The following is a 25,572-nucleotide window of genomic DNA, read 5'->3' as shown; positions in this document are numbered from 1 at the left end:
CCTCCTCCACCAGGCCGGGCAAGGCGTCACCGCCGCCCGGCACTGTCACTGACTTAAAACGTCCATGAAACGCTGCCAACGATACTGCGTTCCGCGCCGAAATAGCAGTAGGAGAGCGAGTTACACGCCGCCACATAGCGTTTATCGGTCAGATTATTGACGTTCAGCTGCGCGCTCATGCCCGTGAGCCCCACCTTCGACAGGTCATACCCCACCACCATATCCACCAGCGTATACGACGGCAGCGTATGGGTGTTCTGGCGATCGCTGGTAATGCCGTTGACGTAACGAACGCCGGAGCCGACGGTCAGGCCGTCCAGCGGGCCCGTTTTCACGTCGTAGCTGAGCCAGGCACTGGCCATATTCCGCGGCGCATAGACGGCGCGCTTGCCCTCCTCTTCCGGGCTGCTCTTCTTGTAGCGAATGTCGGTATAGGTGTACGCCGCCTGCATGCGCAGGCTGTCGGTCAGTTGACCCACCGCTTCCAGCTCAACGCCCTCGGACTCGATCTCACCGATGGAACGGTACGGATCGGTCGGCTCCTCTTTGGTGGCGATATTCTTCTGGTTGATGCGGAACACCGAGGCGCTGAACTGGCTGTTCATCCCCTCGGGTTCATACTTCACGCCCGCTTCCCACTGCTTGCCTTTCATCGGGTCCAGAATGTTGCCCTGCTCATCGGCGAAACTGGTCGGCGTAAAGGCCGTGGAGTAGCTGACGTACGGCGCGACACCGTTATCAAACAGATACAGCAACGCCGCGCGGCTGCTGACGTTGTTCTTATCCAGGTCGCTGCGGGTATGGTTAACGTTATCAACGTTCGACACGCTTACCTGGTCATAACGCCCGCCCAGCGTCAGGCGCCAGCGGTCAATGGACATCTGATCCTGCAGGTAGTACCCGGTCTGGCGCAGCTTATGTTTTTCCTTGCTGTACTGGGTGATGTAATCCGGTTTCGCACCGTAAACCGGGTGGAACGCGTCGATGGGCGGGAAACCGCCGTAGTAGCCGGTCACGTTATTGGTACGGTCCTGATAATCCAGGCCGATCAGCACGCGGTGGTTAACTGCTCCGGTATCGAAACTGCCGTCGACCTGGTTATCCAGCGTGATGGCATTCATCTTCTCGTCAGAACCGGAATAGCCGCGGTTGAGCTCGGTATCGTTCAGCCAGCCCGCGGCATATACCTGATTCAGCTCCACTTTGGTGTGCAGATAGCGCAGCTTCTGGCGCACCGTCCAGCCGCTGTCGAACATATGCTCAATGTTGTAGCCCACCATGTTTTCCCGACGATCGTACTTGTCGTAATCATCCTCACCTTCAAAGAAGGTGTTGGTGATTTTCTTACCGCTATGCGGCACCACGGTGCCGTCATAAGGCAGGCCGGAGTGGCTCCCCCCTTCCGGATCGCGGTGCAGATAGGCCATCAGATCCAGACGCGTGTTATCAGTGATGCGCCAGGTCAGGCTCGGCATCAGCGCGTAGCGCGCTTCCTTCAGCGGATCAAACTGGGAATCGGCATAGCGGGTCATCCCGCTGAGGCGCACCGCCACGCGGTCGTTATCATCAACCGGGCCGGTGACGTCGAACATCGCCCCGCGCTGGTTATTGTTCCCGGCAAATAGCTTAATCTCCCCACCCGGATCGAACGACGGCTTGCGGGAGGTCAGCGCCACGATACCGCCCGGCGATGAACGGCCGTACAGCACGGAGGCCGGGCCACGCACCACCTCGATATTGTCGAGGAACCAGGGATCCACCACCAGCGAGCTGTGAGAGTTGGTGTCTCCCATCATCTTCAGGCCGTCGAGGTAGACGTTATCCAGACTGCCGTCGGAGAAACCGCGCAGCACCATGTAGTCGAAGCGGTTTGACGCGCCAATCTGGTTGCTGTAAACCCCCGGCGTGTAACTCACCGCCTGGCGCACGCTGGTCGCGCCCTGCTCTTCAAACTGCTCACGGGTAACGATAGAGACCGACTGCGGAGTCTCTATATCCGGCGTTTCAAGCTTGGTGGCAGCAGATTGCATCTGCGACGTGACCACAACGGTGTCCGTTTTTTGGGCATCCTGCGCCAGTAAAGGAAAAGCGACGCTACCGGTAACCCATCCCACCAGCAGTGCCAGACGTGATTTAGCAAACATAACCCTCTCCAAAGGTATTTCTTATTGTTAATAAGAATTATTACCTTTTTGAGAGGGCAAACAGCTATGCGCGCCGCCAGGATACGTATGCGCGGTGCTAAAGCGCACGGGTTGCGTTCGCGCGAAGAGAGAAAGTAGGTTAGCGGCGTTTGCACATGTCGCCCGGTGCAATACCGTAATGGCGACGAAACGCGGTAGCGAAATTGGTGGCGTGCTGATAGCCACACATCCACGCCGCCTGCTGCACGCTGTAGCCTTCAAGCAGATAGCGACGCGCCAGCGCGAGCCGACATTCACGCAGGTAATCAAAAAGGGTGCAGCCGTAGCGTTGACGAAACTTGCTGCGCAGGCTGCTCGGGCTCATGGCGGCGAGGGCGGCCAGCTGCGCAAGAGTATGATCCTGCTCCGGAAACTGTTCCAGCCTGCTGCGCACGCGTTCAAGACGCGCATGCTCAGGCCGGCACGGGAAGGATTGCTGGCGCTGCGCCAAACCCTGGCCCAGAAGCTGATACATCAGCCCTTCCAGCAACAGCTGACGGGATAACGCGCTTAGACCCTGCTGCTGAGCATGCTGGATCCCCGCAAGGACAAACTCAGGAACGTGCCAGACCAGGGTGGGCGCATTCAGGCTTTGCCATTCCTGGAGCAGTGACTCAAGCAGGGTCTCGCGCCTGGCATCGTGTGGGAACAGACCAAACGAGAGCGTTTTCAGCGTGCTGTCGGCATCGTGACGCGCGCACATTATCTGCTCTTCACTAAGGCGGGAGCTGAAGGCCATGCCGGATCGTACGACATATTCAACGCCATTAAGCGCGATCGTGACGCCCCCTTCCAGCACCACCAGCATATAGAGTGGGCTGCTATGGCGAGAGGTGGTTTCGTAAGGTTGTAAAACGCGAACGTTGGAGTGGGTCAGTGAAATGCCGGATGAAAGCGTCATCTCTTCCACATTCCCCTGCAGCACGGCGCGGTTGTTGACCTGCGCATCTTTTAACTGCGGGAACCGGTAGTCGATGCCGTAGCGCTCACCGAATATCTGAAAATCCTCAACAAAAAACAGGCGTTTCGCTGATCTATTTTCACGCTGGAGCATATGACGGTGCCTGCATCGGGGAAAGGACAAACGAAACAGTACCATTCATTGGTGGTGGCAGCAATCACTGGGCATAAAACGTATTACGCTCCGGTCTGAGCCGGAGCGAAGAAATATATTTCAGTTAAAGAGATATATTTATGCTTGCTGCCACTCAGCAAAAACCTCTTTATGGTTTTTGGTCAGGACAACTTTATTATCATCCACTTTGTCCACCCAACCGAGCGGTATAAAGTGGTGCTTCCCACCGGATTCCGGATCGCTTTTCGCAAGCTTGATGCGCTCACCATCCAGATGGTCCACAACACCGACGTGTGTTCCGCAGCTGGCGACAACCTGAGCGTGATCCATAATTGCGTTTTTATCTACCATAATAATTCTCCCGTTTTGGTTATTTGGCCGTTGCACGGAATTAACTGTAGCGCATAAATTTGGCTTACGGGCGCTTATTAGCATTTTGAAACATCATTGACACAACAGGATATTATGACTACCGCGAGGCATAGCGAAGCATAATGAAAAAATAAGAATAAGATGAATTATTCTCGCAGTTTATTTTTTATTTCATAATTACATTATCGCAACCAACGAGGAGGCATTAATGACGATTCGTAATATTCGTAATAATCGTACAGAAATTTCACTGGCTCTTGGTGAAGCGGTTTTAGACATTGTGCAAAAAGGCCACGAGCTATCGCGTGAAAATCTGGCGCAGGCGATGAAAACAAAAGCAGAGAAGGAGCGCGACGATGAGCGGCTCCTGAATTACTGGAAAGCCTGTAATATGCTGGTCTGAACGAGGCGGCGTTTAGCCTGGCTAAACGCCGCCAGCCGTTACTCGTCGAAGAACCAGTAGCCCTGGTTAATCAGTCCGGTCAGTTCGTCAATAAACGCCGGATTGTTCAGCGCCTCGCCCAGCTCAGCCTGGCCGAGTTCCGTGTAGCGACACAGCACGTCCGCAGCCTTTGCATCTACCGTTTCCAGCAGTTCGCTGTTGATGAAGACGCTGCCGTTGATATTCAACACGCGCAGACCGCTCAGGCGAGACAGCGTTTCGCCACCCTGCAATGCATCACGCACTTCTTCTGCCGTGTACGGCGGTTCTGCGGTGGCAATATCCAGCTCATGGCGCGGCGTCGAGACAAAGCTACCGAACCATTTCGTGAAATCATCAGGCTTGCTGATCATGTCGATCATCATCTGGCGAATACGATCCAGCTCGTACTGTTCCACGCGTCCAGGGTGTTCGCGGCAGGTCAGATCCGGATCGCTGTAGTGCTCGCCGCCCAGATCGTTTTCCAGCGCGTAATCGGCAAAGCTGCTGATCAGATCGCGGCCGTTCGGCCCACGGAAACCGACGGAGTAGTTGAGCGCCGTTTCGTGGGTAAAGCCGTCGTGCGGGAAGCCAGGTGGAATGTAGAGGATATCACCCGGGGCCAGATCTTCGTCGATGATCGGCTCAAACGGATCAACGTGCAGCAGTGCCGGATGCGGGCAGAACTGGCGCATTGGCAGCTTGTCACCCACGCGCCAGCGGCGGCTTCCCATCCCCTGAATGATAAACACATCGTACTGATCGATATGCGGGCCCACGCCGCCGCCAGGGACAGAGAAGGAGATCATCAGGTCATCCAGACGCCAGTCTGGCAAGACGCGGAACGGGCGCACCAGCTCCGCTGCAGGCATGTGCCAGTGGTTCACCGCCTGCGCCAGCAGCGACCAGCCGGTTTCGCCCAGGCCATCGAAGTGCTCAAACGGCCCATTGCTGGCCTGCCATTTACCGTTGGAATGGCTGACCAGACGGCTATCGACTTCAGGCTCCATCGCCAGCCCTGCCAGTTCGTCCGGGGTAATCGGGTCGACAAAATCAGGGAAGGCATTTTTCAGCACTACGGGTTGTTTCTGCCAGTATTTTTCAAGAAATTCCGGCCAGTTCAGGTTCAGTTGATACGCCATGGGTAGCACCAGTGAGAGGGTAAACAGGCGCGATTATAGGGGAGACGGTCCAGGGGGAACTTGTCATGGGTCAAACGAGAGGAGAAGGCCGGCGCAAACGTCCGGCCCTGAGGGATCAATCCAGCTTCAGATCGTCATAATGCGTAATCAGTTTACCCACAATGCCGTAGTCCAGCGCTTCTGCCGGAGACATCCAGAAGTTGCGGTCGGTGTCTTTTTTCACTTTTTCCAGCGGCTGGCCGGTGGCGTCCGCAATCAGCTTGTTCACGCGATCCAGCATGCGGATGATCTCGCGCGCTTCAATCTCAATATCCGTCGCCTGACCACGCACGCCACCCAGCGGCTGGTGGATCATAAAGCGGGTGTTGGGCAGAGAGTAGCGATGCTCTTTTTTCGCCGCCAGGAAGATGGTGATCCCGGCGCTCGCCACCCAGCCGGTACCGATGATGTGTACGTCCGGACGGATGAACTTGATGAAGTCATGGATGGTATCACCCGCTTCCACGTGGCCACCCTGGCTGTTGATGTACAGCTTGATCGGATCGTTGCTCACGCTTTGCAGCAGGATCAGTTGGGTAATGACTTTTTGCGCCAGTTCCTGGTTGATCTCACCGGAGATAACAATCGAGCGGGACTCGAGCAGTTTTTGCTGCAGCGCGCCCGCGCCGTTTGACCCTTCCGCTTTATCCTTATCGCCTTCTTTCAGTGTGTAGTGCATTGTTATGTCCTCAGCATTTAGCGCTCAAAACCAGAGTGTAGCCTGTTTTACCGGTCAAAGTCCTCAGGCGCACACAATGCGAACATCCTGCGCCGCAAACGCGTCGATAACGTCCTGTTTAATATTCGCGTCCACCACCAGCACATCAATGTCCCGGCTCTTTGCCACGACAAAGCGCGCCACGCCGGGAAGCTTGTCAGCAGTCAACGCCACGATGGTCTGGTTGCTCTGGGCGATCACCGCTTTTTTGAACGCACAGTCGGCAAAATCAAAGCCGGTCAGCCCCATCTCAGGATCCATCGCACAGCCACCGATAAAGGCCTGATCAAAGATAATCCCCTCAAGCTGGCTTGCAGCCGTGGCACCCACCGTCGCGCCGGACGCCCGCTGGATCTGCCCGCCGGTGATGATCACCTCGCACAGCGGATGTTGCAGCAGCGCGGTCGCGATGGCCGGGGAGTTGGTCACCACCGTCACGCCGAGTTCGGCAGGAAGGGCTTTCGCCAGCGCCAGGTTGGTGGTGCCCGTATCCATAAAGATACAGCCACCTGCTTTGATCAGCGTTGCCGCTTTCTGCGCGATTGTGGCTTTTTGTGCACTGTTTTCCTGCTCACGGCGGCTAAATGTTCCCGCATCCGGCAGCTGAAGTACCGCGCCACCGTAGACCTTTTTACAGAAGCCCTCTTTGCTAAGCTCATGTAAATCACGGCGAATGGTGTGCTCGGAGACCTTCATTTGTGTCGCCAGTTCGGTGCACACCACCCTTCCGCTCTCCTGAAGGATCTGACGGATCAGCGCTTGTCGTTGCTCCGGGAAAGCAGCATAATCGAGCATTATAAGTCCTTTAAAATAACAAAACCGAGCATCAAAGCGCATAATGTTGCACTGCGCGCGCTCTGTCAATCAGCACTCACCGCGAGGATAACAATGAACATTGCCCATGTTGCACTCTGGACCCGACACCTTGATGCACAGGTACAGTTCTGGGAAACGGTTTTTGGCGGACGCCGTAATGAACGCTACCTCAGCAAAAATCGCCCGGGCTTTGCGTCACATTTTATTACCCTGGATGGCGGGCCAACCCTTGAACTGATGACGGTGCCGGACCTGCCCGACGCCCCGGCTCATCTGGAGTTTATTGGCTGGGCGCATATCGCCATTCACGTCGGCAGTCAGGCTGATGTGGACCGTATGGCGGCGCAGGCACAGTCAAACGGCACCCTGCTCAGCGCCCCCCGCATGACCGGGGATGGGTTTTATGAGGCGGTGATTGCGGACCCGGACGGCAACCGGATTGAGCTCACAGGAGAGTAAAAGCCATAACGCCTGCCATGCAGGCGTTAATGTTTAATTCACCGTGGCCGGGCGCGCCAGATTTTCCTCGCCCTCACGTTGCTGCGCTTTCTCGTGCTGACGTTCCGCCAGCAACCGGCAAATCTCCGCATGCTTCTCCTCGGTAAAGGTAAAGCGCGACATAAACCCAAGCCGGATCAGCGAGCCGATGGCGGGCAGCAGACAGATACCAAAGAACAGCCCCGACAGCACGCCGTCACTCTGGGTTTGCGCCTGCGGGACATAGCCGATCATCGTCAGAAACACGCCGATTAGCCCACCGCCGACCGCCACCGACATCTTGCCGGTAAAGGTCTGTCCGGAGAAGGTGATCGCCGCACAGCGCTTGTGGGTGTGGTACTCCGCATACTCAATGGTGTCGGCAATCATCGACGAGGTGAGAATGTTGGACATCATCACAAACAGCGTACTCAGGCCAAGCAGGATAAACAGCATCGCCGTCTGCTGATAGCCCACAAACCACATCACCACGCGTACCGCGACATCCAGCCCGCAGAGGATCATAAACAGCTTCCGCTTCTGCATCCTGCGCGTCAGCATCGGGGCGACGAGACACACTACCGCCGCCATAATCCCCATCACGCCGATCGCCATCTGCAGGCTGCCGTCACCCATGTTGTTGATAAAGAAGTAGATGTAGAGGCCGCCAGCCACGTTATGGAACACGCAGAAGAAGAACGACAGCAGAACGATAAACAGCGGCTTGTTCTGGCGCAGGTTATGGAAGGTGTCACGTATCGTCACCTTTTCCGGACTCGGCGGCACACGCTCCTTAATCTGCATAAAGCCGTTGAGCATCAGCGGCAGGCCGACCAGCATCATCACCAGCGCCGCCATAAAATAGCCTTTGTCGTTGCTGTACTGGGCGAAGAACGCCGTCAGTTTCGGGAAGAAAATGTTGGCGCAGGCGATCCCGGCGTTGACCCCCAGCATGGCCGCCGTCACCGCGCGGGTGCGCTGCCCGGAGTCGTTAGTCATCACCGACGACATCGACCAGAACGGGATATCAGAGATGGCGTACAGCGTTCCCCACAGAATGTACGTCACCCCGGCGTAGAGAATTTTGGTGGTCATATCCGCTTCGATTTTATAGAACGACAGCAGCGTGACGCCGGTAATGAGTAACGGGGCGATCAGCAAAAAGTGGCGAAACTTGCCGAACCGGGTGTTAATGGTGTCCATTATGCTGGCAAAGAGCGGGTCGTGAACCGCATCCCACGCGCGGGCAATCAGGAAGATGGTACTCGCCGCCAGCGCCGAAATCCCGAGCACGTCGGTGTAAAAATAGTTAATAAACGAACCCACTAAACCAAAGCTAAAACACTGACCTAATCCATAACCAAAATAAGACCACAACTCGCGAGACGGTATTTTCATTGTCATTGCCATAGTGCGTACCTGGTTGCCCGGCGGCAGGCCGCCGGGTCGATATTATTAGCCCTGCGCTTTCGGGGCGATCTTACGGAGCTTCTTCATTAAGGCCATTTCACTGCGCGAGAACGGGATACCGTTCTCCTCAAAGACGTCGTGGAACCAGAGGCGGCAATAGTCCGTAGACTCCTTCATCACCACCGGCCACGGCAGCCACGTCTGGGTTTTACCGCGCACCAGCCCCCACTGATACGGCGCGACCTTCGCCGTGTACATCAGCGGGAGCTGCTCCTCGAGGGTGCTGCCCACGTGGCGGGCCAGCCATTCGGTGCAGAAGATTGGCCGCCCAAGCGCCTGCAGCTGCTGGATAATCGCGGTCATACGTCCGGTGTTGGTGTAAGCGTGGAAGCTCACCACGTCGGATAGTGCCAGCGCGGTTTGATCCAGCGGATGCTGATAAAACGTCTCGCCCTCCTCTTCCGCCGGCAGACGCCACGCGCAGACGGTGAGCGGCTGAGTGGGATCCTCTTCACGCACCCACCGGAACGCCAGCTTCATCAGCTCATGCGCGCAGGTCTCCAGCTTCGCGTCGTACTGCACCTCCTGCGTACCGGTCGCAAAAATGCCGCGGTTGCCCGGCTCGTTATACAGATCCCACAGCAGTACGCGCTCATCGTCGCGGAACTGGCGGATAACGTCGCGGATATAGCGCTCAATCTGCGGCCAGCAGTCGGGATCGCAGACTTTATCGCGCCCCGGGCTCGCTGCCGCCTGGCTGTTGTGCTTGCCCGGCACCGGCGGCTTTTGCGGCCCCAGATACGGTTCATCGCCGGAGAAACCGCAGTCGTCCATCAGGGTCAGCATGGTGCTGAACCCGTGGCTGTCGGCCATCGCCAGAAACGCGTCGATGCGCGCCATCAGGCCGTCGCGGTCGTGTTCCCAGACAATAAACGGCAGGTTGATGCGCAGGGTGTTGTAGCCCGCCTCCGCCGCCCAGCCCAGTTCGCGATCGATGGTATCGGCATCGAAGGTCTCTTCCTGCCAGATATCAGTCCAGTTCACCGCCGTCGACGGTAAATAGTTAAACCCACACAGCCAGCCTTTTTGCTGATACCACGCCTGTGCCTGCTCCCTGCTCCACTGCTCTTTCATTACGCGTCCTCTTACTGATAATATTTAGCTAATAAATATTAGCTGCGGGATAAATGCGCAATTCATGACGCTCCGAAAAGCGACAGCCTTCACAAAGTTCATGCAGGCGCGAATAAGAAACGTGATCGACGGCGCGTAAGCGAACAGTTAGGGTATGATGCGGTGTCGCGAGAGGGAGAGGACGGATGAAGCGAAAAACAAAAGTCACGATGAACGATATTGCGCGGGCGGCGGGGGTGTCGCAGGCGACGGTATCGCTGGTGCTCAACCAGTCCCGTAACATCAAGCTCAGTGACGAGACCCGCCAGCGGGTGATCGGCGTGGCGACCGAGCTCGGTTATGACCGCCTGCCTGCCATTCACGCCCCGCGCAACCAGGAGGAAATCGCCCTGCTGGTCAGTTCCCTGCAAAGCTTTGATCCCTTTATCGATGCCATCAGCCAGGCGCGGGAAGCCGCATGGCGCAACGAAGCGCTGCTGACGGTGTACGACTACGGTGATGACGTAGAGCTGGCGCTGAACATTATCCGCCAGCTGGAGAAGCGTAACTGCGTGGGGATCATCCTCGCCTCCCCCGTTACCACGCTTGTCGACATGACCGCTTTTCAGGACTGCACCCGCATTCCACTGGTGCTGCTCAATCAGCGCGACCCCGGTTCGCCGCTGCTGCCGTCGTTTATTCCGGACGACTACGCCAACGCCTTCCAGGTGACCAAACACCTGATCGCCTGCGGCGCAACGCGTGTCGCCCACATCACCGGCGAGAGCTGGATGGAGGCCTCCCGCCAGCGGCTGGCCGGCTATCAGGCCGCCTTACAGCAGGCCGGTTTAGCCTGTGACGAGAGTCTGGTGCGCCAGACCAACTGGCAGTTCAGCGAATCCTTTACCGCCACCACCTCTCTGCTGGCGCTGGACGAACGCCCGGACGCCATCTTCTGCGCCAGCGACTGGCTGGCGATCGGCTGCTATCAGGCGCTGGCGGTAAACGGCGTGCGCATCCCGCAGGATATGCTGCTGGCGGGCTACGACGACCAGAAGATCTCCGAGCAACTCACCCCACCGCTGACCAGTATCCAGCTCCCCTACAGCGAACTCGGACGGCTGGCGGTGGAGTACCTGTGCAATCAGGAAGATGCCGCCACCCATGTGACGCTGGCGGGCAGGCTGAAGGTACGGACATCAAGCCTCGTCTGAGGTGAACACCATTCCGGCATAGGGTTTCTCCCGGCACGCCGCCAGCCGCGCGGCGAGGCTGCCCACGTGCAGCTCCAGCTTGTGCCCGTCCGGGTCGAGAAAATAGAACGATGCCCCCTCACTTTTGTTCTGCTTCCAGACGGTAACGCCTGCCTGCTCCAGCTTGTGCGAGAACGGTTCAAAATCTTCCGTCGCAACGGTAAACGCGTAATGGGTATAGTCGCTCTCCTGCGGCGGCACATACTGGCACGCCTCGTCGTACGACAGGCAGACCCACAGATCGCCGCAGGTAAGATAGGCCCCGGTATTCCAGCGGGCGTGCAGCGTCAGCCCCAGCAGCTCGTGCCAGAAGGTAACGCTTTTTTGCAGGTCGCTGACCGCGAGGGTCAGATGGTTGAGTGATTGCAGCATGACGTGCCCTTTTGTTTTTTGCGCCAGACGTGGTACGGTAACTTTATGAACATAAACCACGCCGTGCTCACCGTAAACCGCTGGTGGCTGCCTTCTTAAAGGCGGCACGGAGTAGTTTTCCCCATTTTCAGATAGCCGCCGAAAGGCGGCTTTCACATTTCTAAGACCCCTTTCGGCAATTGCACATTAAGGAGTCTTTATGAACGTTCAAACCATCCTCACCGGCGACCGCCCAACCGGCCCGCTGCACCTGGGCCATTTCGTCGGTTCGCTGCGCCAGCGCGTGGCGCTACAGCAGACGCATAACCAGTATGTCTTGATTGCCGACCTGCAGGGGCTGACCGACAACGGCAGCAACCCGCAAAAAATCCGCGACAACATCCCTGAAGTGCTCGCCGACTACCTCGCCGCCGGCATCGACCCGAACCTGACGACACTCTGCCTGCAGTCCGCCCTGCCCGCTCTCGCCGAGCTGACAATGTTGTATATGAATATCGTCACCGTCGCCCGCGTCGAGCGTAACCCGACGGTGAAAAACGAGATTGCGCAGAAAGGCTTTGCCCGCTCGCTGCCGGTCGGTTTTATGGCCTACCCCATCAGCCAGGCGGCGGACATCACTGCGTTCAAAGCCGAGTGCGTCCCCGTCGGCGACGACCAGCTGCCGATGATTGAGCAGACCAATGAGATTGTGCACAAGATGAACAGCCTCTTGCCTGCCCCGGTGCTGCGCCACTGCAAAGCGATGCTCAGCGACACCGGTCGCCTGCCCGGCATCGACGGCAGCGCCAAGATGTCGAAATCGCTGGGCAACACCCTGCACCTTTCTGCCAGTGAAGAGACGATTCACCGTGCGGTCAGTGCCATGTACACCGACCCGAACCACCTGAAGGTGAGCGACCCGGGGCAGATTGAGGGAAACGTGGTGTTTACCTACCTCGACGCGTTTCATCCGGACAAAGCGAAAGTGGCAGCGATGAAGGCGCATTATCAGGTGGGCGGACTGGGTGACCGGGCATGCAAGAACGAGCTGGAGGCGTGCCTGCAGGAGCTGATTGCACCGATGCGGGAACGGAGGGCGATGTACATGCAGGATAAAGGGGAGTTGATGGCGATGCTGAAGCGCGGGACCGAACGGGCGCAGGGAGTGACGCAGGGGACGCTGAAGGAGGTGAAGGTTGGGCTGGGGGTGCCGGTGTTTAGTTAAGTTAGTTTGAGCGGTGGAGTGCGTGGGATTGGCATGAAACCGCTTATTGTCTCATTTAAGATAATATTAATGCCCCTAATAATTCTTAATTTCTTGTGTAGATTATATAAATTGCTTTAATTGCATTAATATCACATTGATATTACTCTTTATAACAGATTTAAAGAGATACTATGGCTGACGTAGAAGATATAGCGAGGAGATTATATAATATAATCTCCTCGTCTGATACCGTGACTGGACTTATAAAGGGAGGGCTATCTGCACCGCAAGATTATGGATATCGGGTTTATGGTATCGTTGACACGGACACAGATATACACGCAAGACTGAGAAAATAACAATAGAAAAACCAAAAAACAAACACTACGGCAGGGTCATATGAGTAAGTTTACCATCCCAATTATAAACCTGCTTCTTTGCTCATATTTAATTTTTGCCTATAGTCTTTGCTGGATTGAATTCGACACATGGCATGATAAAACAATCGCCTTTTCCATCATTACTATGAGTGCTTACATTATTTCATTAGTACTCAATAGATTACTGCCAGGAAAGATACTTACTTTAGGTGGGATCCTGAACGTGTTATCAGGCCCTCTGCTCGTGGTAGGTGCATTTGCTTGCATAGCTATCCTTGAGCCGTGGCCTTTGAAAATTCCTGGCTTATTCATATGGGTCGTGGCGATGTTATATCTACCTTCTTTTATAAACGTTTAATAGAACAGTGTGGTGCCGGGTGCCTCCCGGTGAGCAAAGCCCGCATAATGACGTTAACCTATAAATTATGCCCCACCGCACAGGGGGATTCACCACAACACGAAGTATATGAAAAATGCCGCGATAAAAAAGCTATTCAAACCGACAATAAGACAACAGTCATTTCGCCATTTTGCTTAATCATGCCCTGCCAGACACATTACCGCATCCACCCTTCGGCTTATAAAGCATGCCCAGCGGAATAAATCATTGCTATCTTTTTAATAGCCTCAACTTTCGCCATCTTATTAACCTTTCGATTTATTGATGTATTTCATTTTTGTGCCAGGATTTTTAACGAATAAAAAATGAATGCACGGAAGATACCCTACCTCTCCTCCGGCAAAGATATGGACAAATAAGATGAAACTCAGGATAACATTACTTTCAGCACTGCTGGCGCTTCCGCTATTTGCTCAGGCGACCTGCAACGTACCGGAGACGCTCTCCGGCAAAATCTTTATCAATAAAACGGGTCCGCTATGGTCTGTGCAAAACCCTAATGCCGATAGCCTGCTCCGGCTGGAGTTCACTGACGATACGTATACCAGCCATATCTTGCGCACAGGCAATAAGGTGCAAGGGAAATACCGTTATGAAGTTTTTAAAAGCCAAACAGGCCTGGCACACAGCGTAGGCGTTCTGGAAGCAGAGGAGGATTTTCAGGGCCAGACGACGCTGTTTACCCTCACGCTCGTCTGCCTTAGCGACAGCACCGGCACCTTTGTCTACAACCAGCGCCAGGGCGCCATTAAACCGGATATCAGGCAGAACACGGGGGTCTGGATAGTTCAGGATCCTGCGACCTGAAAAAATCCTACTGCCATCCGGGATATTTTCCCTTCAGCATAATCGTGAAAAAGGACAAACAGATGAATACCTACCACGCATTCCCCTGGCAACGGGTTGTTAGCGCGCAGGGCTATACGGCGAAATCAAAGGAAAATGTGATTCACTTCACCGACACGCTGTTCTGTATCGACGGTAGCGGTACCATTGTGGATATTATTCAACATAACGATGACGCGTTCCGGCACGTACGTGACGCCGCCCGTAAAGCGGGTAAGCTCACTGAACTCTCTTCTGACCAGTATCTTCTGCCCGGCCTGATCGATTTGCATGTCCACGCCCCGCAGTGGCCTCAGATGGGCAAGGCGCTGGATAAACCGCTTGAGAAGTGGCTGAATGACTACACGTTCCCGCTGGAAGCCCGATACGCCGACGTCGATTTTGCCCGCCGAAATTATACGGAACTGGTCAGCGCGTTGTTGGCGAACGGCACCACCACCGCCGTCTACTTCGCCACCCTGCACACTGAAAGCAGCGTCGAGTTGGCCCGCATATGCCTGGCCCAGGGGCAGCGCGCCCTGGTGGGCCGCGTCGCGATGGACGATCCCTCTCAGTGCCCTGACTATTATCGGGACGAAACGGCGGCATCGGCCGAGGCGGAAACGCGTGCATTTATTCGCGCTGTCGCAGAGTTACCCGGCAATACGGCAAAACGTGTGCTCCCGGTTATCACCCCGCGGTTTATTCCCTCCTGCACGGACGACCTGCTGAAAAGACTGGGCACAGTGGCGAGAGAAACAGGCTGCCACGTGCAAACCCATTGCTCAGAAAGTGACTGGGAACATGGTTACGTCAAAGAACGCCTGGGGAAAACGGACACCGTGGCGCTGCGTGATTTTGGCCTGTTGACCCAAAAAACCATCCTCGCGCATTCAAACCACATTGAAGATGACGATGCTGACCTGATTAAGAAAACCGGGGCTGGCGTCGCGCACTGCCCCCTTTCAAATTTCTATTTTGCCAATGCAGTATTCCCTCTGCGAGCAATGCTGGACCGTGGTCTGAACGTCGGGTTAGGCACCGATATTGCCGGTGGCCATAGCCCCTCGGTTTTTGATGCCTGTCGCCATGCCATCACCGCCAGTAAAGCCCTGAATGATGGCGTCGATGCCCGTATCAAACCGGAACACCGCGGCAGACCAGGCTCGGCAGTCAGCTTCAAGGAAGCATTCTGGTTGGCGACAGCCGGTGCGGGTGGCGTGCTTGAGCTGCCTGTAGGAAAGCTGGAGGTCGGATACCAGTTCGATGCCATCGTTATCGATACCCGGGCTGCAGGAAGCGATATTTATATTCATCCTGCTGAAGACCAGCCTGAAGATAAACTGCAAAAAATCATCTTTAACGCCAGGCGAAATAACATCAGCCGTGTCTGGGTAGACGGAAAAGCCGTGAAAGTTCAGTAAGATCATACAGCGGCACCGTCTGTGGCATCACCGTGACTCCCTGTAAGTTTACGACCGTATTGCCTTCATGGTGTATCAGACGCTGTTAACGCAGGGGGTCCGAATCCCACAGGATATTGCTGTTCTTGGCTACGATAATCTTGTCGGCATCGGAAATTTGTTTTTACCCCCGTTATCCACGGTCCAGCTGCCGCATTATGAGATTGGGCGCTTAAGTACCCTGCACATTATCAATGGCGACACCCACCGGGATAAGGTGCTGGTCGAGAGCCCCTGGCTCAGGCGCGAATCCTGTTGAGCAAGAGAGGCCGCATACCGACGACCTTTTGACAGTCACCTGGGGACATTATGCAAAACGAATTTTACTGGATAAACGAACCTGCCGAATGGCATAGCGAGAACAACACGTTATCGGTCGTGACAGACGACCACACCGATTTCTGGCGCCATACGTGGTACGGATTCGAGCGTTTCTCGGGCCACATCTACGCGACTGACGCGGCGGGTGATTTCACGTTTCAGACTAACATCCGCGCTGATTTCAGCACGCTCTATGACCAGGCGGGGATCATGCTGATGTCGGACGAGCAACACTGGCTCAAGGCCGGGATTGAATACAATGATGGCGCGCCGGCCATTGGCAGCGTACTGACGTTACAGGCCTCCGACTGGGCAACCGGAATCTTCCCGGGTAACCCCCGGGAGTTCTGGCTTCGCCTGACCCGCAAGGGAGACGCGTTGCGGTTACAGTACTCAGCAGACGGGCTGTCGTGGCCTTTGTTGCGTTTATGCCATTTTCCGTTGGGGCCAGTGAAAGTCGGTGTCATGTGCTGCACGCCCGAACGCAGCGGCTTAGCCGTCGAGTTTAGTGATTTCAGTCTCGCTCCGGCCATGGATAAAGCGCTGCACGATCTCAGCTGATTTACATCGCGCCATCCGGTTCTACGATCCGTTGATGGCGCTGCCTGAGCTTCCACCTGGATCACACTTTTCCCACCCGACCATTCCCTTAAAATAAACAGGTGATATTATTCACCCCGTAAATACCTCTCAACTCAACCCGAGGCTTTGATGCTGGAGAATGTCATCATCCGATAATCAGCTCCCCGACCTTTCAGGCCGGACTGATTATCAATGCGCCGAAATCGAATGCGGACACCGCTGTGTGTTTGCACATTTTGCACATGATGATTAAACAGGTTCTTCAGTATGAATTTATCCCGTCAGGAACAACGTACCTTACACGTTCTCGCCAAAGGTGGACGTATTGCGCACGTCCGCGATAGCTCAGGCCGCGTCACCGCCGTTGAATGCTACAGCCGCGAAGGGCTGTTGCTCGCCGACTGCACGCTCGCCGTCTTCAAAAAACTCAAAACCAAAAAGCTGATCAAGTCCGTCAACGGTCAGCCCTACCGCATTAACACGACCGGGCTGAACAGCGTCCGTGCCCAGCCAGATAATCGTTAAGGAGAGGATGATGGATATCCCACGTATTTTTACCGTCAGCGAAAGCGAACACCGCATTCATAACCCATTCACCCCGGAAAAGTACGCCACGCTGGGCCGCGTGTTACGCATGAAGCCAGGCACACGCATTCTCGATCTCGGCAGCGGCTCGGGGGAAATGCTCTGCACCTGGGCGCGCGATCATGGCATTACCGGCACCGGCATCGACATGAGCCGACTTTTCACCGAACAGGCAACGCGCCGTGCTGACGAACTCGGCGTCAGCGAGCGCGTGCGTTTTATTCATGACGACGCGGCCGGATACGTCGCAGATGAAAAATGTGATGTAGCGGCCTGCGTGGGCGCCACCTGGATTGCCGGCGGCGTCGCCGGAACAATGGCGCTGCTGGCAAAAAGCCTCCGGCCTGGCGGGATGATACTCATCGGCGAACCCTACTGGCGTCAGGTTCCTGCGAGCGATGAGGTAGCCCAGGCCTGCGGCGTCTCATCCATCGCAGACTTTCTCACCCTGCCCGACCTGGTCGCCTCGTTCGACGCACAGGGCTATGACCTGGTGGAAATGGTCCTGGCAGATCAGGAAGGCTGGGACAGATACGAAGCGGCGAAATGGATGACCCTGCGTCGCTGGCTGGCGGAAAACCCTGACGATGACTTTGCACAAGAAGTTCGCGCGGAGCTGACAATTGCGCCCAAACGCCACGTCACCTACACACGAGAGTACTTTGGCTGGGGGGTGTTTGCATTGATTGCCCGATAGCCTGAAACAGGCGGTATAGCCTTAACGACTATACCGCCGTCACGCATCAGGTATTAAGACGCCTCAGGATAATATGAAAGCGGATTCCGTCACGTTTACCCGCGTTTAATCACCGGGATATCGCCCGTATCATTTAACGCTCCTGGAAATGTTTTTAACCACTGAGCGACTTTTTGTTTATTGATATTCACCACACTCATCCCTTCCAGGCATCCCCATAATTCTCTTGTATGCTGCGGCGTGATCACAATACAGTCTTTCATCACCCGGATTTTAACCGGCATACCGCTGATAAACCCTGCTCGTGTTAGCCAGTCTCCCCCCAGCGGAAGATATTTATTATCTATCCGGGCATAGAGTTCACAGCAGGCGGAGCTTGCTTCTGGCGTTTCTGCGCGGGGGTGAACAGGCGCGGCACTGGTCTGGTTGCCGTGAAGTCGGCGGGTGCTGTTTTTGCGTACCAGCTCGCGGTTTTCAATCATGCCGGTGAAAGCGTCTGATTCTGTTTTGCAAACCGTAAACTCTGGCATAAAATTCGGCGCAGCCATTTTCAACTCCTTGTAAGTTGGTAGTGGTTAGCGGTATGGGGGTGTTGCAGCACCTTCATATCGCGTCTCGTTGTAAATAATTCCTGTGAAACTCACTCTGCCGTTCGGCGTTATTTCTGATGCGTATTATACCAGGCTGAATATAAATACAGCGGTTTGGCGTGGGGTAAATTTGGAATTTGCGAGGGGGATTCAGGAAATAGTGTTGTGTGCGCTAAGGCCATGTTTTTGTTCGTTGTGGGTTGATTGGTCTGGGTTTTGCGAGCATCATCGCAATTATTTACCTTCTTCCGTAACGCGATGGCTTCCAGCAAAACACTCGAACAGGCAATTGCCAACATCACCATCTGGCGCAAGGGCGAACAACGTGCGCCACATAAACCCTTATTGCTTCTGTACGTGCTGGCGAACTATCAGCAGGGGCATGCACGTCTGTTTGACTACGGTACCGAGGTACACGCTCAACTGCTAAGCCTGTTAGAACGCTTTGGTCCAGACAGGAAAGAACATTACCCGAACATGCCCTTCTGGCGGCTCAAAGGGGATGGATTCTGGGATCTTGAGAACAGTGAAATCTGTTCCACCACTGGCAGCAAACAACCACCGGTAAAAGAGCTTGTTGAACATAAGGTCGCTGGCGGTTTTGATGAAGAACACTATGCGCTATTGAGAAAGAACAAGAAGCTGATCGGCTCGTTGGCACAGAAGATCCTTGAGGCGCATTTCCCGGAAAGCATCCAGGAAGAGATCGCAGATGAGATGGGTTTTGATATTCAACAGATCCGTAAGGTTCGCGATCCGTTGTTTCGCCAGCATGTGCTTCGCGCCTATAACTATGAATGTGCAATCTGCGGATTCAACATGCGACATGATAACACCTCCGTTGCGCTTGAAGCCGCGCATATCAAGTGGAAACAGTTTGGCGGGCCGTGTGAAATCCCGAATGGGCTGGCGCTGTGTGCAATTCATCATAAGGCGTTTGATAAAGGATCGATTGGGCTGGATGACAGTTTGCGGGTTCTGGTGTCAGAGGCGGTAAATGGTAACGGGCATGGGATTGTAGGAAGACTGTTCTGGGATTTCGCCGGGAAGCAGATAGCACTGCCGATGGTGAAAGGGAATTATCCAGGGGAAGGGTTTGTGGAATGGCATCGGAGGGAGGTTTATAGGGGGTGAGTGCGAAGGCCGGACTCGAATTGCACACCTATTAGACTGATATCAATATTGTTTATAAACAGGAATAAATAGTTATACCCGCACTTGTACCCACAAGTTAAAATCCGTACGAAAAATAGACATTGCAAGTGGTTATAAAGCCATACCAGTAGAACACCGATATGGCTATCAAAGCAAGATTCAGGCAGGAAGGAAAGTTTTCTTCAGAGGGACCAAAAGTTTGGTCTCGATATCGACTTGCTCATAGTTCTCAATAAGCGCACGGACGAGATCATCAAGCGTCCAGAGCGTCAGAGGTATCGTCGAACGATCGGCTTCATAGCGAGCATCTTTCGTAAAGCCCCCCGTACTGACATAAAGCCCGCGATCGTCTTTATGGCGACCGCCGATAAAGCTGCGAATCTGCTGACTCCCCATTTGCTCCCTGCGATGTTTTACCTCAACGACGATACGTGGATTCTCAAATCCAAATCCATCAGGTGATGCGATGATATCCTTCCCACGATCTGGACCCACAGGAGACACCTGTGTTTTATATCCCATGCTGCGTAAAACTCCTGCAACCAGATACTCCATCTCCTTCGGATCGAGTCCATTAACTCGATCTTTAATACCTTCACGCGCCAACGACTCCACATCGCGAAGCGGATCAGAAACGACCTCATCTTCATCCATCGCAATTGGATTCTGTGTAATCACATCTACAGTGGGTTTCTTATCCTGCAAAAGCTCTTCTAGCGCATATTCTGGAAGCTGGAAAACCGTCAGCGTAGAACCCAATGTATTCTTGGTAGCAACAGACAGTCGATCGCGATCAATTTCTTGAGTATTCCATTTAACCTGTCGAGCGATTCCCATCCCCTCTTCCACCCATTCAGGATGATATTGGAAATCTGAAGTAACTTTGCCTAGCAAATAAGTACGGTTGGCTGGCGAATAGGTAATAACCCAATCACCCTTTTGGATTTCGTTCACAAAACGCCAGACCTGCGATGCACCAGAACGCGCAGTTCCCAGTTTTGCTAATGGATCTGCCTCCTGGTATAAGGCGAGTAACTGAGCTCGGGACAGGCCGGGTTTGACTAATGGAGCCAGCTGAGACCAACCGATGCCTACAATTTGCTTATCGCGAAAATCGTCATAGAGCTTGCCGCCGTCACCGCGGATCATCCACATTCTGTTGCCCATACCCGTCCCTTCATGAGGAAAAGAAATTAAGCTGGATCATAAGCTTGTTCGCCGCATGCGTCAAAACCATCAACAACGACGGCCCAGCATTCCCGGATTGTACTTGCGATAATGTGCCCAGTAAAAATTACAGCTTCTATTTGCATGATATCTCGTCCATATAAGTAAAAGCACCAACCAGCATCGGCAGGTGCTTTTTGGAATGAGTAAATAAGTAAGGAAAGCTGCAGTGTGAATCAGGAAGGCTATTCCCAATGTTCACCGTGCCGCGCTAATACGATTTCTTTTCAATAAACCAGTTGCCTGTCGCGCCCGCAGAATATCGACTGCCCGCAGATATGGGGACTGTTCTAGCCAGTCGAATCCCCTGCGATCAATACGAACCAGCCCGTACTTTTCTACCAGAAAATTAACGGCATCGGCCAAAGATATACCGGCATCGATATGTTCCTGAATTACCTTTTCATCACTGAACGGCGTGTCGTTTAGCGTCAGGCCATAATGTTGTTCCAGCAGGCGAGCAAGCAGCATTTGCCAGACTGCCACAGGCGACAGACATAGCGTCGCCGCCTGCGGAGTTGTTGCAGGTAGAGTTTTCATATTTGCTCTTGTGAAAGTAGTTAACAATGAGTGGGGTAAACGGCGATGTATACGTAGCCGCAACTGCCAAGGGTATCGGCTTCGCAGGTGAAACCATTGTGGTACAGGGTGACACAGTGGGCATGGCGAGGATTTATTTCACCAGTAGTCAGCATCGATTCCATCTGGCTGATAAAATGCGGGAATGCCAAATCCAGCTTAAGACATTCTGCTTCGCTGAACTTACCGGTGATACTGGCCCGGTCAGCCAGATAGTGCAGTCGGTTTCCCTCCTGTACCAGACGAGCGCCAAAGCAAGGTGTCACATTACGATTCAGACTCCACTTGAGAAATGAATCGTTCTCTGAATCAGTAGATTTCATTGAAGTGCCCTCATATCCAGCCTCGCTCTGCAAACGACACAATGCCATCTGAACCGACAACCAGATGATCGAGTATGTTCACATCAACCAGTGCCAGCGCTTCTTCAAGCCTGCCCGTAATGTTGCGGTCACATTGACTGGGCTCCGGATCACCGGATGGATGGTTATGCGCCAGCACAACAGCTGCAGCATTGAAGCGAAGCGCTGACTTCACTACCTCTCGAGGATGGACCTGGACATGGTTAATCGAACCGGCAAATAGCGTTTCACTCTCCAATAAACGGTGCTGGTTATCAAGATAGAGCACCATAAACACTTCCCGTTCTTGTCCTGCCAGATGTAACCGAAGCCAGTCACGTGCTGCCGTACTTGAGGTAAAGGATATGCCAGGCTGGCGCAGATATTTATCCAGCAGGTTGATAGCGCGGCGGATGGTCCGTTGGGCATAGGGTGTCAATCCGGAGGTCGCGGGGAGCAGGAAACCATGCTGGGCCATAACCGTCAGTTGGAAAAGTTCAGGCTGTAATGACACCGGGGATAATGCGGTATTCATGTCAGGTATTCCTCAGTCGATAAGATGCATAATGTCGCTGCACTCCGGATGGTTCAGCGCGTAGTCGCGTAAGCGATAATAATGCTCAGTCATCGTGTCGCATTCGGTACGACAGGCATGGTGGCTGTATGCCATCAGGCAGGCGACTATCCCTGCTGCTTCACTGGTAAGCTCTGCGCCATTGCCGTTCATGCTGTTGAACAATGTCCACTTCTCATCTTGCTCTGACTCGGGAGCCATAAAAGCGCCACCGTTACTGAGCGTCGAAAAGTTCCAGATACCGCCGTGATAATCGATACACAGGCGGTCCATCCAGGCAAAGATTTGAGGCTCAAGCGTTATCCATTGCGGGATAGAGCCAAAGTGCTGCGGCCAGAAACCAATTCGTAACTCGTCAGGGACGACTGAGGCAGTAATTGCTGCCTGCTCAGCGAACTGAAGGTTATGTGTATTCATTAAACTATCTCCTTATGCCGGAACTGTTGTTTAACGCCCGAAAAAATCGAGCATGTTTTCTGCCATTACCCACAGGGCGCGATTGAGCTTCACATCGCCATCAATACCGGTAACAGCACGGGTGCGGCTGCTTTTCCCCTGAGCGGTTCGCCCTGACAATCCACCTTTCATCAGGTTCTCCTGCACGCGCTGGTATACGGTCCACAGGTCATCGCTGTAGTCCTCCCGGCGACGAGGGGTCAGTAACTGCGATACCGTGACCGGCTGGTGGTCTTCACCAAAGCGATACTTCAGCGCGGCATTCGCCAGGGCGTTACGGGCTGGTTCTGGCAGTGCCAGTGACTGCATTGCATCGCGCTTCTCCTCAACCCGGTCAAACACACCGAGCACTTCGTAAGCCCCTTCAATCACCTTCTCGACGACATTCCCTTTATGCGGTACCCGCACTTCTCCGAATGACTGACCGCAGACCAGGCCGTTGGTACAGACGCCTCGAAACAGCCCCGGCAGCATCTGGTAGCTTGATGAGCCGTCATGGCTGTTGAGCAAAATGATTTCCGGCACCTGATGTCCGGTCAGTTGACCGGCACGACGCAGGCGAAGCATGTGTTTGGTGTGTTCCCGCTTGCTCTGGTCGCGAACCTTTGTCTGGCAGGCAAAGAACGGCTCAAAACCTTCGCGCTGCAGGCTTTCGAGGATGGTAATGGTCGGGATGTAGGTGTACCTGTCTGAACGAGATTCATGCTTGTCACTCCCGAACACACTGGGGACATGACTCATCAGCTCTTCGTGGGTCAGAGGCCGGTCACGGCGTATCTGGTTTATACGACCAAAGCGGCTGGCTAATCGCATAGCTAACTCCTTATCTGATAATGAAATAAAAACAAAAAGGCCATGTTCCCGAAGGAGCATGGCCTGTTGCTATCTGGTGCTGGTGTGTTGCGAGGTGGAGAGGACTGAAATGTAATTAACTAATCGCTGTAGTGTGTGGTCCGGCACTCACTGAGGTCAGACAGCTCTTTTTGCGTATTCTTCAGACCCGGACTGAAAGTGCCTACTTTTTTATCGCTGACATAAACATCGAAATTTGCTGCCTGCCCCAGTGCGTCAATAAATGACACCCAGGCATTATCGCCATTCCTCCAGCCGAGGGATGAAGGTAATGAGAACTGACTGTTATCCATGACCACCGTTATTTCCGTCCCGTCGTCATGAGAACTTACTGATGTTCCATCAGGCAGAGTGAGATCAACACCGTGTTGCAGAATATTCTGCGCATCCGGATTGCCAGTACAGTTCAGATTAAACACCACCTTCTCCGGGCTGGTAATGATATATTCGGTCACGCCCATCCCAAAACCACTCGTCCACATATTGGGAATAGCCTGTGCTGTTGATACAGAAGCCAGCATAGCTAATGTAAATATTACGTAAGGCAGTCGCATAATGTTGTCCTCAAATCATGTAATAAAGCTTTTGTTGTTTAAAACAATAAAGTAATGAAAAAACAGTTGGATTATTTTATTTGTTTGTAGCGAAACGCTTCTTTCCCGGCATAAATCCCGACAAGATCGTCATAACGAGGGTCCTTTTTATTCGGGCGGAACGTTACTTTCATATCGGGACTGCACATATCCTTCATGGTGAGATTGAATTCTTTACCTGGCGTAATGGTATACCCTGTTGCCACATCGTCTTTACTGGGAGTGATCCACCCCCATATTCCCCCCGGACAATCTCTGGAAGGTTTCGAGCGAACAACAATAAACCATCCCATTGAATCCACTTCCGTCGCTGTACACAGTTTACTGACCTGTCGGTGGGCATCACACCAGAATATATTCCCACTTTTATTATTCACTGCCGCAGGCAGGAACCCGCTATAAGGACGTGCTGCGTGAGCATTACCTGCGATAAGTAAGGGAAAAAACATGACTGGCAGTAAAGACATTAATTTCAATTTTTTCATTAGATTAACCTTACATTCAATTGTGGAGACCATCTCTAATCAGTTTGTCCGGATTGCCCCCGACTTTCTGATGGAGAAAATGAATTCAGCGACTGCTGAATAAAACGGAAATGAGGTAAGGCAGAGATAAAATGTTTGTCCTCCGACAGCTGATAGAGAAGCTCACTGCGAATAAATGTTTCCCGCGATGGCCTTACCAGATGAATCTCATCCAGCCGGAAGACACGTAATTGCCTGTTATGTTCAGCGACAAGATACCAGTAACCGTCAAGAGCGATTAGCCGGTAAGGTGCGATGGCCTCATGACGCTCCCCTTCAGTCAGAACGGTGATGCGCTGACATCCCGAAATAGCTCTGACCAGCCTGTAGAAGCAGAGCTTTCCTGCCGGGGGATGAGGTCTGTCCTGATGCCATACCAGACAGGGTCGATCATCACAGTCCAGCAGGCTGCTGATCAGTCGCCGGTCAAAGCCAGGGAAAACCCCGGCCAGCCCCGTGCGGTGAGCAAAGGTCAGAATATCTATTTCCTGCCGCGTACTGTGAATATCCGAGCGCAGACTGCACTGCCCCTGGTAATAATCCAGGTCGAGATACATCAGACGTTCCCGAAAGTCACGACGCAGCGTGCGCTCTGACACCCCAAATTCAGTTGCCAGTTTGCGAATAAACAGAGTTTCACCGGACACCAGGCGGCTGATAATCAACGACAACCTGACAGCAAGCCGGTCATGTCGCCGCTCCTGAAGCGTCATGAAAGATTTCTCCTGAGAAGTTAACTCTCTGAATTAATACTGATTACTTTAAAGGAAGGAGTGGACAGGGTATGGACAACATCGGAACTATTTTTTATGAGCAGTCCAGCCTTGTGGGCGCTCGTCTGACAGACAATG

30 protein-coding genes and 2 pseudogenes are annotated in these 25,572 nt (G+C 53.8%); 13 read left to right on the top strand and 19 right to left on the bottom strand.

The window, feature by feature from the left end; translation table 11 throughout:
* Nucleotides 1-53: 53 nt before the first annotated feature.
* The 3 genes from foxA to BH714_RS17485 all read right to left on the bottom strand — a co-directional run bounded on the left by foxA (nt 54) and on the right by BH714_RS17485 (nt 3,609).
* A complete protein-coding gene (gene foxA, locus BH714_RS17495; RefSeq protein ID WP_140418746.1) occupies nt 54-2,162 on the bottom strand; it encodes a ferrioxamine B receptor FoxA in 2,109 nt (702 codons plus the stop codon).
* A gap of 121 nt (nt 2,163-2,283) precedes the next feature.
* Nucleotides 2,284-3,237 (bottom strand): helix-turn-helix transcriptional regulator, encoded by a 954-nt coding sequence (locus BH714_RS17490; protein ID WP_040018539.1) that lies wholly within the window; start codon nt 3,235-3,237, stop codon nt 2,284-2,286.
* A gap of 138 nt (nt 3,238-3,375) precedes the next feature.
* Nucleotides 3,376-3,609 carry a DUF2171 domain-containing protein gene (locus tag BH714_RS17485; RefSeq protein WP_020885334.1) on the bottom strand — a complete coding sequence of 78 codons (234 nt, stop codon included), beginning with the start codon at nt 3,607-3,609 and terminating at the stop codon, nt 3,376-3,378.
* 229 nt (nt 3,610-3,838) lie between these two features.
* On the opposite strand from BH714_RS17485, the gene BH714_RS17480 reads away from it, so the two are divergent.
* Nucleotides 3,839-4,033, top strand: coding sequence for a DUF2767 family protein (locus BH714_RS17480; protein WP_020885335.1), 195 nt, complete (start codon nt 3,839-3,841; stop codon nt 4,031-4,033).
* A 38-nt stretch (nt 4,034-4,071) separates the two neighbouring features.
* On the opposite strand, the gene BH714_RS17475 is transcribed toward BH714_RS17480, so the two are convergent.
* The 3 genes from BH714_RS17475 to BH714_RS17465 form a co-directional block, all read right to left on the bottom strand.
* Nucleotides 4,072-5,193 carry a ribosomal protein uL16 3-hydroxylase gene (locus BH714_RS17475; protein ID WP_040018535.1) on the bottom strand — a complete coding sequence of 374 codons (1,122 nt, stop codon included), beginning with the start codon at nt 5,191-5,193 and terminating at the stop codon, nt 4,072-4,074.
* Between the two features lie 115 nt (nt 5,194-5,308).
* Nucleotides 5,309-5,911: an ATP-dependent Clp protease proteolytic subunit gene (locus BH714_RS17470; RefSeq protein WP_014168451.1), complete on the bottom strand. Its 603-nt coding sequence runs from the start codon at nt 5,909-5,911 to the stop codon at nt 5,309-5,311.
* A 63-nt stretch (nt 5,912-5,974) separates the two neighbouring features.
* Nucleotides 5,975-6,745: a DeoR/GlpR family DNA-binding transcription regulator gene (locus tag BH714_RS17465; RefSeq protein ID WP_040018533.1), complete on the bottom strand. Its 771-nt coding sequence runs from the start codon at nt 6,743-6,745 to the stop codon at nt 5,975-5,977.
* A 93-nt stretch (nt 6,746-6,838) separates the two neighbouring features.
* Between BH714_RS17465 and BH714_RS17460 the strand changes: the two genes are divergently transcribed.
* Nucleotides 6,839-7,225, top strand: coding sequence for a VOC family protein (locus tag BH714_RS17460; protein ID WP_040018532.1), 387 nt, complete (start codon nt 6,839-6,841; stop codon nt 7,223-7,225).
* Between the two features lie 33 nt (nt 7,226-7,258).
* Here BH714_RS17460 and BH714_RS17455 read toward each other — a convergent pair whose 3' ends face one another.
* Together BH714_RS17455 and BH714_RS17450 are read right to left on the bottom strand one after the other, a co-directional pair.
* Nucleotides 7,259-8,653, bottom strand: coding sequence for an MFS transporter (locus BH714_RS17455; protein ID WP_040018530.1), 1,395 nt, complete (start codon nt 8,651-8,653; stop codon nt 7,259-7,261).
* A 45-nt stretch (nt 8,654-8,698) separates the two neighbouring features.
* Nucleotides 8,699-9,787, bottom strand: a complete 1,089-nt coding sequence (locus tag BH714_RS17450; RefSeq protein ID WP_032679554.1) for a cellulase family glycosylhydrolase — start codon at nt 9,785-9,787, stop codon at nt 8,699-8,701.
* A gap of 185 nt (nt 9,788-9,972) precedes the next feature.
* Between BH714_RS17450 and BH714_RS17445 the strand changes: the two genes are divergently transcribed.
* On the top strand, nt 9,973-10,980 hold the full coding sequence (locus BH714_RS17445; RefSeq protein WP_040018529.1) for a LacI family DNA-binding transcriptional regulator: 1,008 nt from the start codon (nt 9,973-9,975) through the stop codon (nt 10,978-10,980).
* On the opposite strand, the gene fosA is transcribed toward BH714_RS17445, so the two are convergent.
* Entirely contained in the window at nt 10,966-11,391 is a 426-nt protein-coding gene (gene fosA, locus BH714_RS17440) for a FosA/FosA2 family fosfomycin resistance glutathione transferase (RefSeq protein ID WP_040019074.1), read from the bottom strand. The genes BH714_RS17445 and fosA overlap by 15 nt on opposite strands.
* Before the next feature lie 199 nt (nt 11,392-11,590).
* Here fosA and trpS point away from each other — a divergent pair, with 199 nt between their 5' ends.
* From trpS to BH714_RS17400, 9 genes and pseudogenes are all read left to right on the top strand, one after another.
* Complete coding sequence (gene trpS / locus BH714_RS17435) at nt 11,591-12,595, top strand: tryptophan--tRNA ligase (protein ID WP_040018527.1); 1,005 nt, start codon at nt 11,591-11,593, stop codon at nt 12,593-12,595.
* Between the two features lie 173 nt (nt 12,596-12,768).
* Nucleotides 12,769-12,935 (top strand): annotated as a pseudogene (locus tag BH714_RS24445) (hypothetical protein); the annotation flags it as partial.
* Between the two features lie 41 nt (nt 12,936-12,976).
* Nucleotides 12,977-13,315 carry a hypothetical protein gene (locus BH714_RS24440; RefSeq protein ID WP_032681749.1) on the top strand — a complete coding sequence of 113 codons (339 nt, stop codon included), beginning with the start codon at nt 12,977-12,979 and terminating at the stop codon, nt 13,313-13,315.
* A 402-nt stretch (nt 13,316-13,717) separates the two neighbouring features.
* Nucleotides 13,718-14,164 (top strand): hypothetical protein, encoded by a 447-nt coding sequence (locus tag BH714_RS17425; RefSeq protein WP_025205686.1) that lies wholly within the window; start codon nt 13,718-13,720, stop codon nt 14,162-14,164.
* 62 nt (nt 14,165-14,226) lie between these two features.
* Nucleotides 14,227-15,606, top strand: a complete 1,380-nt coding sequence (gene guaD, locus BH714_RS17420) for a guanine deaminase (RefSeq protein WP_025205687.1) — start codon at nt 14,227-14,229, stop codon at nt 15,604-15,606.
* Between the two features lie 52 nt (nt 15,607-15,658).
* Nucleotides 15,659-15,904, top strand: a pseudogene (locus BH714_RS17415) (substrate-binding domain-containing protein); the annotation flags it as partial.
* Between the two features lie 50 nt (nt 15,905-15,954).
* Complete coding sequence (locus tag BH714_RS17410; protein ID WP_032681752.1) at nt 15,955-16,527, top strand: DUF1349 domain-containing protein; 573 nt, start codon at nt 15,955-15,957, stop codon at nt 16,525-16,527.
* A 288-nt stretch (nt 16,528-16,815) separates the two neighbouring features.
* The gene (locus BH714_RS17405; protein WP_014168433.1) at nt 16,816-17,073 is read left to right on the top strand and encodes a YjhX family toxin; all 258 of its coding nucleotides are present in this window, start codon (nt 16,816-16,818) and stop codon (nt 17,071-17,073) included.
* A gap of 10 nt (nt 17,074-17,083) precedes the next feature.
* Nucleotides 17,084-17,830 (top strand): SAM-dependent methyltransferase, encoded by a 747-nt coding sequence (locus BH714_RS17400; protein WP_040018526.1) that lies wholly within the window; start codon nt 17,084-17,086, stop codon nt 17,828-17,830.
* 95 nt (nt 17,831-17,925) lie between these two features.
* On the opposite strand, the gene BH714_RS23830 is transcribed toward BH714_RS17400, so the two are convergent.
* On the bottom strand, nt 17,926-18,378 hold the full coding sequence (locus tag BH714_RS23830; RefSeq protein WP_074147066.1) for a SymE family type I addiction module toxin: 453 nt from the start codon (nt 18,376-18,378) through the stop codon (nt 17,926-17,928).
* Nucleotides 18,379-18,678: 300 nt separating this feature from the next.
* Here BH714_RS23830 and BH714_RS17390 point away from each other — a divergent pair, with 300 nt between their 5' ends.
* The gene (locus BH714_RS17390) at nt 18,679-19,554 is read left to right on the top strand and encodes a phosphorothioated DNA-binding restriction endonuclease (RefSeq protein ID WP_040018525.1); all 876 of its coding nucleotides are present in this window, start codon (nt 18,679-18,681) and stop codon (nt 19,552-19,554) included.
* A 180-nt stretch (nt 19,555-19,734) separates the two neighbouring features.
* Here BH714_RS17390 and BH714_RS17385 read toward each other — a convergent pair whose 3' ends face one another.
* From BH714_RS17385 to BH714_RS17345, 9 genes are all read right to left on the bottom strand, one after another.
* On the bottom strand, nt 19,735-20,742 hold the full coding sequence (locus BH714_RS17385; RefSeq protein ID WP_032681768.1) for a restriction endonuclease: 1,008 nt from the start codon (nt 20,740-20,742) through the stop codon (nt 19,735-19,737).
* Nucleotides 20,743-21,000: 258 nt separating this feature from the next.
* Nucleotides 21,001-21,342, bottom strand: coding sequence for a TA system toxin CbtA family protein (locus tag BH714_RS17380; RefSeq protein WP_032681769.1), 342 nt, complete (start codon nt 21,340-21,342; stop codon nt 21,001-21,003).
* A 20-nt stretch (nt 21,343-21,362) separates the two neighbouring features.
* A complete protein-coding gene (locus tag BH714_RS17375) occupies nt 21,363-21,704 on the bottom strand; it encodes a type IV toxin-antitoxin system YeeU family antitoxin (RefSeq protein WP_032681770.1) in 342 nt (113 codons plus the stop codon).
* A 10-nt stretch (nt 21,705-21,714) separates the two neighbouring features.
* Nucleotides 21,715-22,257 carry a RadC family protein gene (gene radC / locus BH714_RS17370; protein WP_040018523.1) on the bottom strand — a complete coding sequence of 181 codons (543 nt, stop codon included), beginning with the start codon at nt 22,255-22,257 and terminating at the stop codon, nt 21,715-21,717.
* 12 nt (nt 22,258-22,269) lie between these two features.
* The gene (locus BH714_RS17365) at nt 22,270-22,713 is read right to left on the bottom strand and encodes an antirestriction protein (protein ID WP_032681771.1); all 444 of its coding nucleotides are present in this window, start codon (nt 22,711-22,713) and stop codon (nt 22,270-22,272) included.
* A gap of 30 nt (nt 22,714-22,743) precedes the next feature.
* Nucleotides 22,744-23,565 (bottom strand): DUF932 domain-containing protein, encoded by an 822-nt coding sequence (locus tag BH714_RS17360; RefSeq protein ID WP_021571974.1) that lies wholly within the window; start codon nt 23,563-23,565, stop codon nt 22,744-22,746.
* Between the two features lie 119 nt (nt 23,566-23,684).
* Complete coding sequence (locus BH714_RS17355; RefSeq protein WP_040018519.1) at nt 23,685-24,158, bottom strand: hypothetical protein; 474 nt, start codon at nt 24,156-24,158, stop codon at nt 23,685-23,687.
* 71 nt (nt 24,159-24,229) lie between these two features.
* Nucleotides 24,230-24,682 carry a hypothetical protein gene (locus tag BH714_RS17350; RefSeq protein WP_032682060.1) on the bottom strand — a complete coding sequence of 151 codons (453 nt, stop codon included), beginning with the start codon at nt 24,680-24,682 and terminating at the stop codon, nt 24,230-24,232.
* Nucleotides 24,683-24,717: 35 nt separating this feature from the next.
* The gene (locus BH714_RS17345; protein WP_012543038.1) at nt 24,718-25,434 is read right to left on the bottom strand and encodes a helix-turn-helix transcriptional regulator; all 717 of its coding nucleotides are present in this window, start codon (nt 25,432-25,434) and stop codon (nt 24,718-24,720) included.
* Nucleotides 25,435-25,572: the final 138 nt, after the last annotated feature.

Source organism: Enterobacter ludwigii, assembly GCF_001750725.1.
Taxonomy (GTDB): domain Bacteria; phylum Pseudomonadota; class Gammaproteobacteria; order Enterobacterales; family Enterobacteriaceae; genus Enterobacter; species Enterobacter ludwigii.
This window is presented reverse-complemented; position numbering and strand designations above follow the sequence as displayed.

Bases quoted from the DNA above. Each gene is read 5' to 3' on its own strand.
- BH714_RS17465 (WP_040018533.1), bottom strand. From the start codon at position 6,745: ATGCTCGATTATGCTGCTTTCCCGGAGCAACGACAAGCGCTGATCCGT.
- BH714_RS17385 (WP_032681768.1), bottom strand. From the start codon at position 20,742: ATGGGCAACAGAATGTGGATGATCCGCGGTGACGGCGGCAAGCTCTAT.
- BH714_RS17485 (WP_020885334.1), bottom strand. From the start codon at position 3,609: ATGGTAGATAAAAACGCAATTATGGATCACGCTCAGGTTGTCGCCAGC.
- BH714_RS17490 (WP_040018539.1), bottom strand. From the start codon at position 3,237: ATGCTCCAGCGTGAAAATAGATCAGCGAAACGCCTGTTTTTTGTTGAG.
- BH714_RS17475 (WP_040018535.1), bottom strand. From the start codon at position 5,193: ATGGCGTATCAACTGAACCTGAACTGGCCGGAATTTCTTGAAAAATAC.
- BH714_RS17400 (WP_040018526.1), top strand. From the start codon at position 17,084: ATGGATATCCCACGTATTTTTACCGTCAGCGAAAGCGAACACCGCATT.
- BH714_RS17345 (WP_012543038.1), bottom strand. From the start codon at position 25,434: ATGACGCTTCAGGAGCGGCGACATGACCGGCTTGCTGTCAGGTTGTCG.
- BH714_RS17445 (WP_040018529.1), top strand. From the start codon at position 9,973: ATGAAGCGAAAAACAAAAGTCACGATGAACGATATTGCGCGGGCGGCG.
- BH714_RS17375 (WP_032681770.1), bottom strand. From the start codon at position 21,704: ATGAAATCTACTGATTCAGAGAACGATTCATTTCTCAAGTGGAGTCTG.
- guaD (WP_025205687.1), top strand. From the start codon at position 14,227: ATGAATACCTACCACGCATTCCCCTGGCAACGGGTTGTTAGCGCGCAG.
- BH714_RS17350 (WP_032682060.1), bottom strand. From the start codon at position 24,682: ATGAAAAAATTGAAATTAATGTCTTTACTGCCAGTCATGTTTTTTCCC.
- BH714_RS17365 (WP_032681771.1), bottom strand. From the start codon at position 22,713: ATGAATACACATAACCTTCAGTTCGCTGAGCAGGCAGCAATTACTGCC.
- BH714_RS17355 (WP_040018519.1), bottom strand. From the start codon at position 24,158: ATGCGACTGCCTTACGTAATATTTACATTAGCTATGCTGGCTTCTGTA.
- BH714_RS17450 (WP_032679554.1), bottom strand. From the start codon at position 9,787: ATGAAAGAGCAGTGGAGCAGGGAGCAGGCACAGGCGTGGTATCAGCAA.
- BH714_RS24440 (WP_032681749.1), top strand. From the start codon at position 12,977: ATGAGTAAGTTTACCATCCCAATTATAAACCTGCTTCTTTGCTCATAT.
- BH714_RS17480 (WP_020885335.1), top strand. From the start codon at position 3,839: ATGACGATTCGTAATATTCGTAATAATCGTACAGAAATTTCACTGGCT.
- BH714_RS17380 (WP_032681769.1), bottom strand. From the start codon at position 21,342: ATGAAAACTCTACCTGCAACAACTCCGCAGGCGGCGACGCTATGTCTG.
- BH714_RS17425 (WP_025205686.1), top strand. From the start codon at position 13,718: ATGAAACTCAGGATAACATTACTTTCAGCACTGCTGGCGCTTCCGCTA.
- trpS (WP_040018527.1), top strand. From the start codon at position 11,591: ATGAACGTTCAAACCATCCTCACCGGCGACCGCCCAACCGGCCCGCTG.
- BH714_RS17455 (WP_040018530.1), bottom strand. From the start codon at position 8,653: ATGGCAATGACAATGAAAATACCGTCTCGCGAGTTGTGGTCTTATTTT.
- radC (WP_040018523.1), bottom strand. From the start codon at position 22,257: ATGAATACCGCATTATCCCCGGTGTCATTACAGCCTGAACTTTTCCAA.
- BH714_RS17390 (WP_040018525.1), top strand. From the start codon at position 18,679: ATGGCTTCCAGCAAAACACTCGAACAGGCAATTGCCAACATCACCATC.
- BH714_RS23830 (WP_074147066.1), bottom strand. From the start codon at position 18,378: ATGGCTGCGCCGAATTTTATGCCAGAGTTTACGGTTTGCAAAACAGAA.
- BH714_RS17405 (WP_014168433.1), top strand. From the start codon at position 16,816: ATGAATTTATCCCGTCAGGAACAACGTACCTTACACGTTCTCGCCAAA.
- BH714_RS17410 (WP_032681752.1), top strand. From the start codon at position 15,955: ATGCAAAACGAATTTTACTGGATAAACGAACCTGCCGAATGGCATAGC.
- BH714_RS17360 (WP_021571974.1), bottom strand. From the start codon at position 23,565: ATGCGATTAGCCAGCCGCTTTGGTCGTATAAACCAGATACGCCGTGAC.
- BH714_RS17470 (WP_014168451.1), bottom strand. From the start codon at position 5,911: ATGCACTACACACTGAAAGAAGGCGATAAGGATAAAGCGGAAGGGTCA.
- BH714_RS17460 (WP_040018532.1), top strand. From the start codon at position 6,839: ATGAACATTGCCCATGTTGCACTCTGGACCCGACACCTTGATGCACAG.
- fosA (WP_040019074.1), bottom strand. From the start codon at position 11,391: ATGCTGCAATCACTCAACCATCTGACCCTCGCGGTCAGCGACCTGCAA.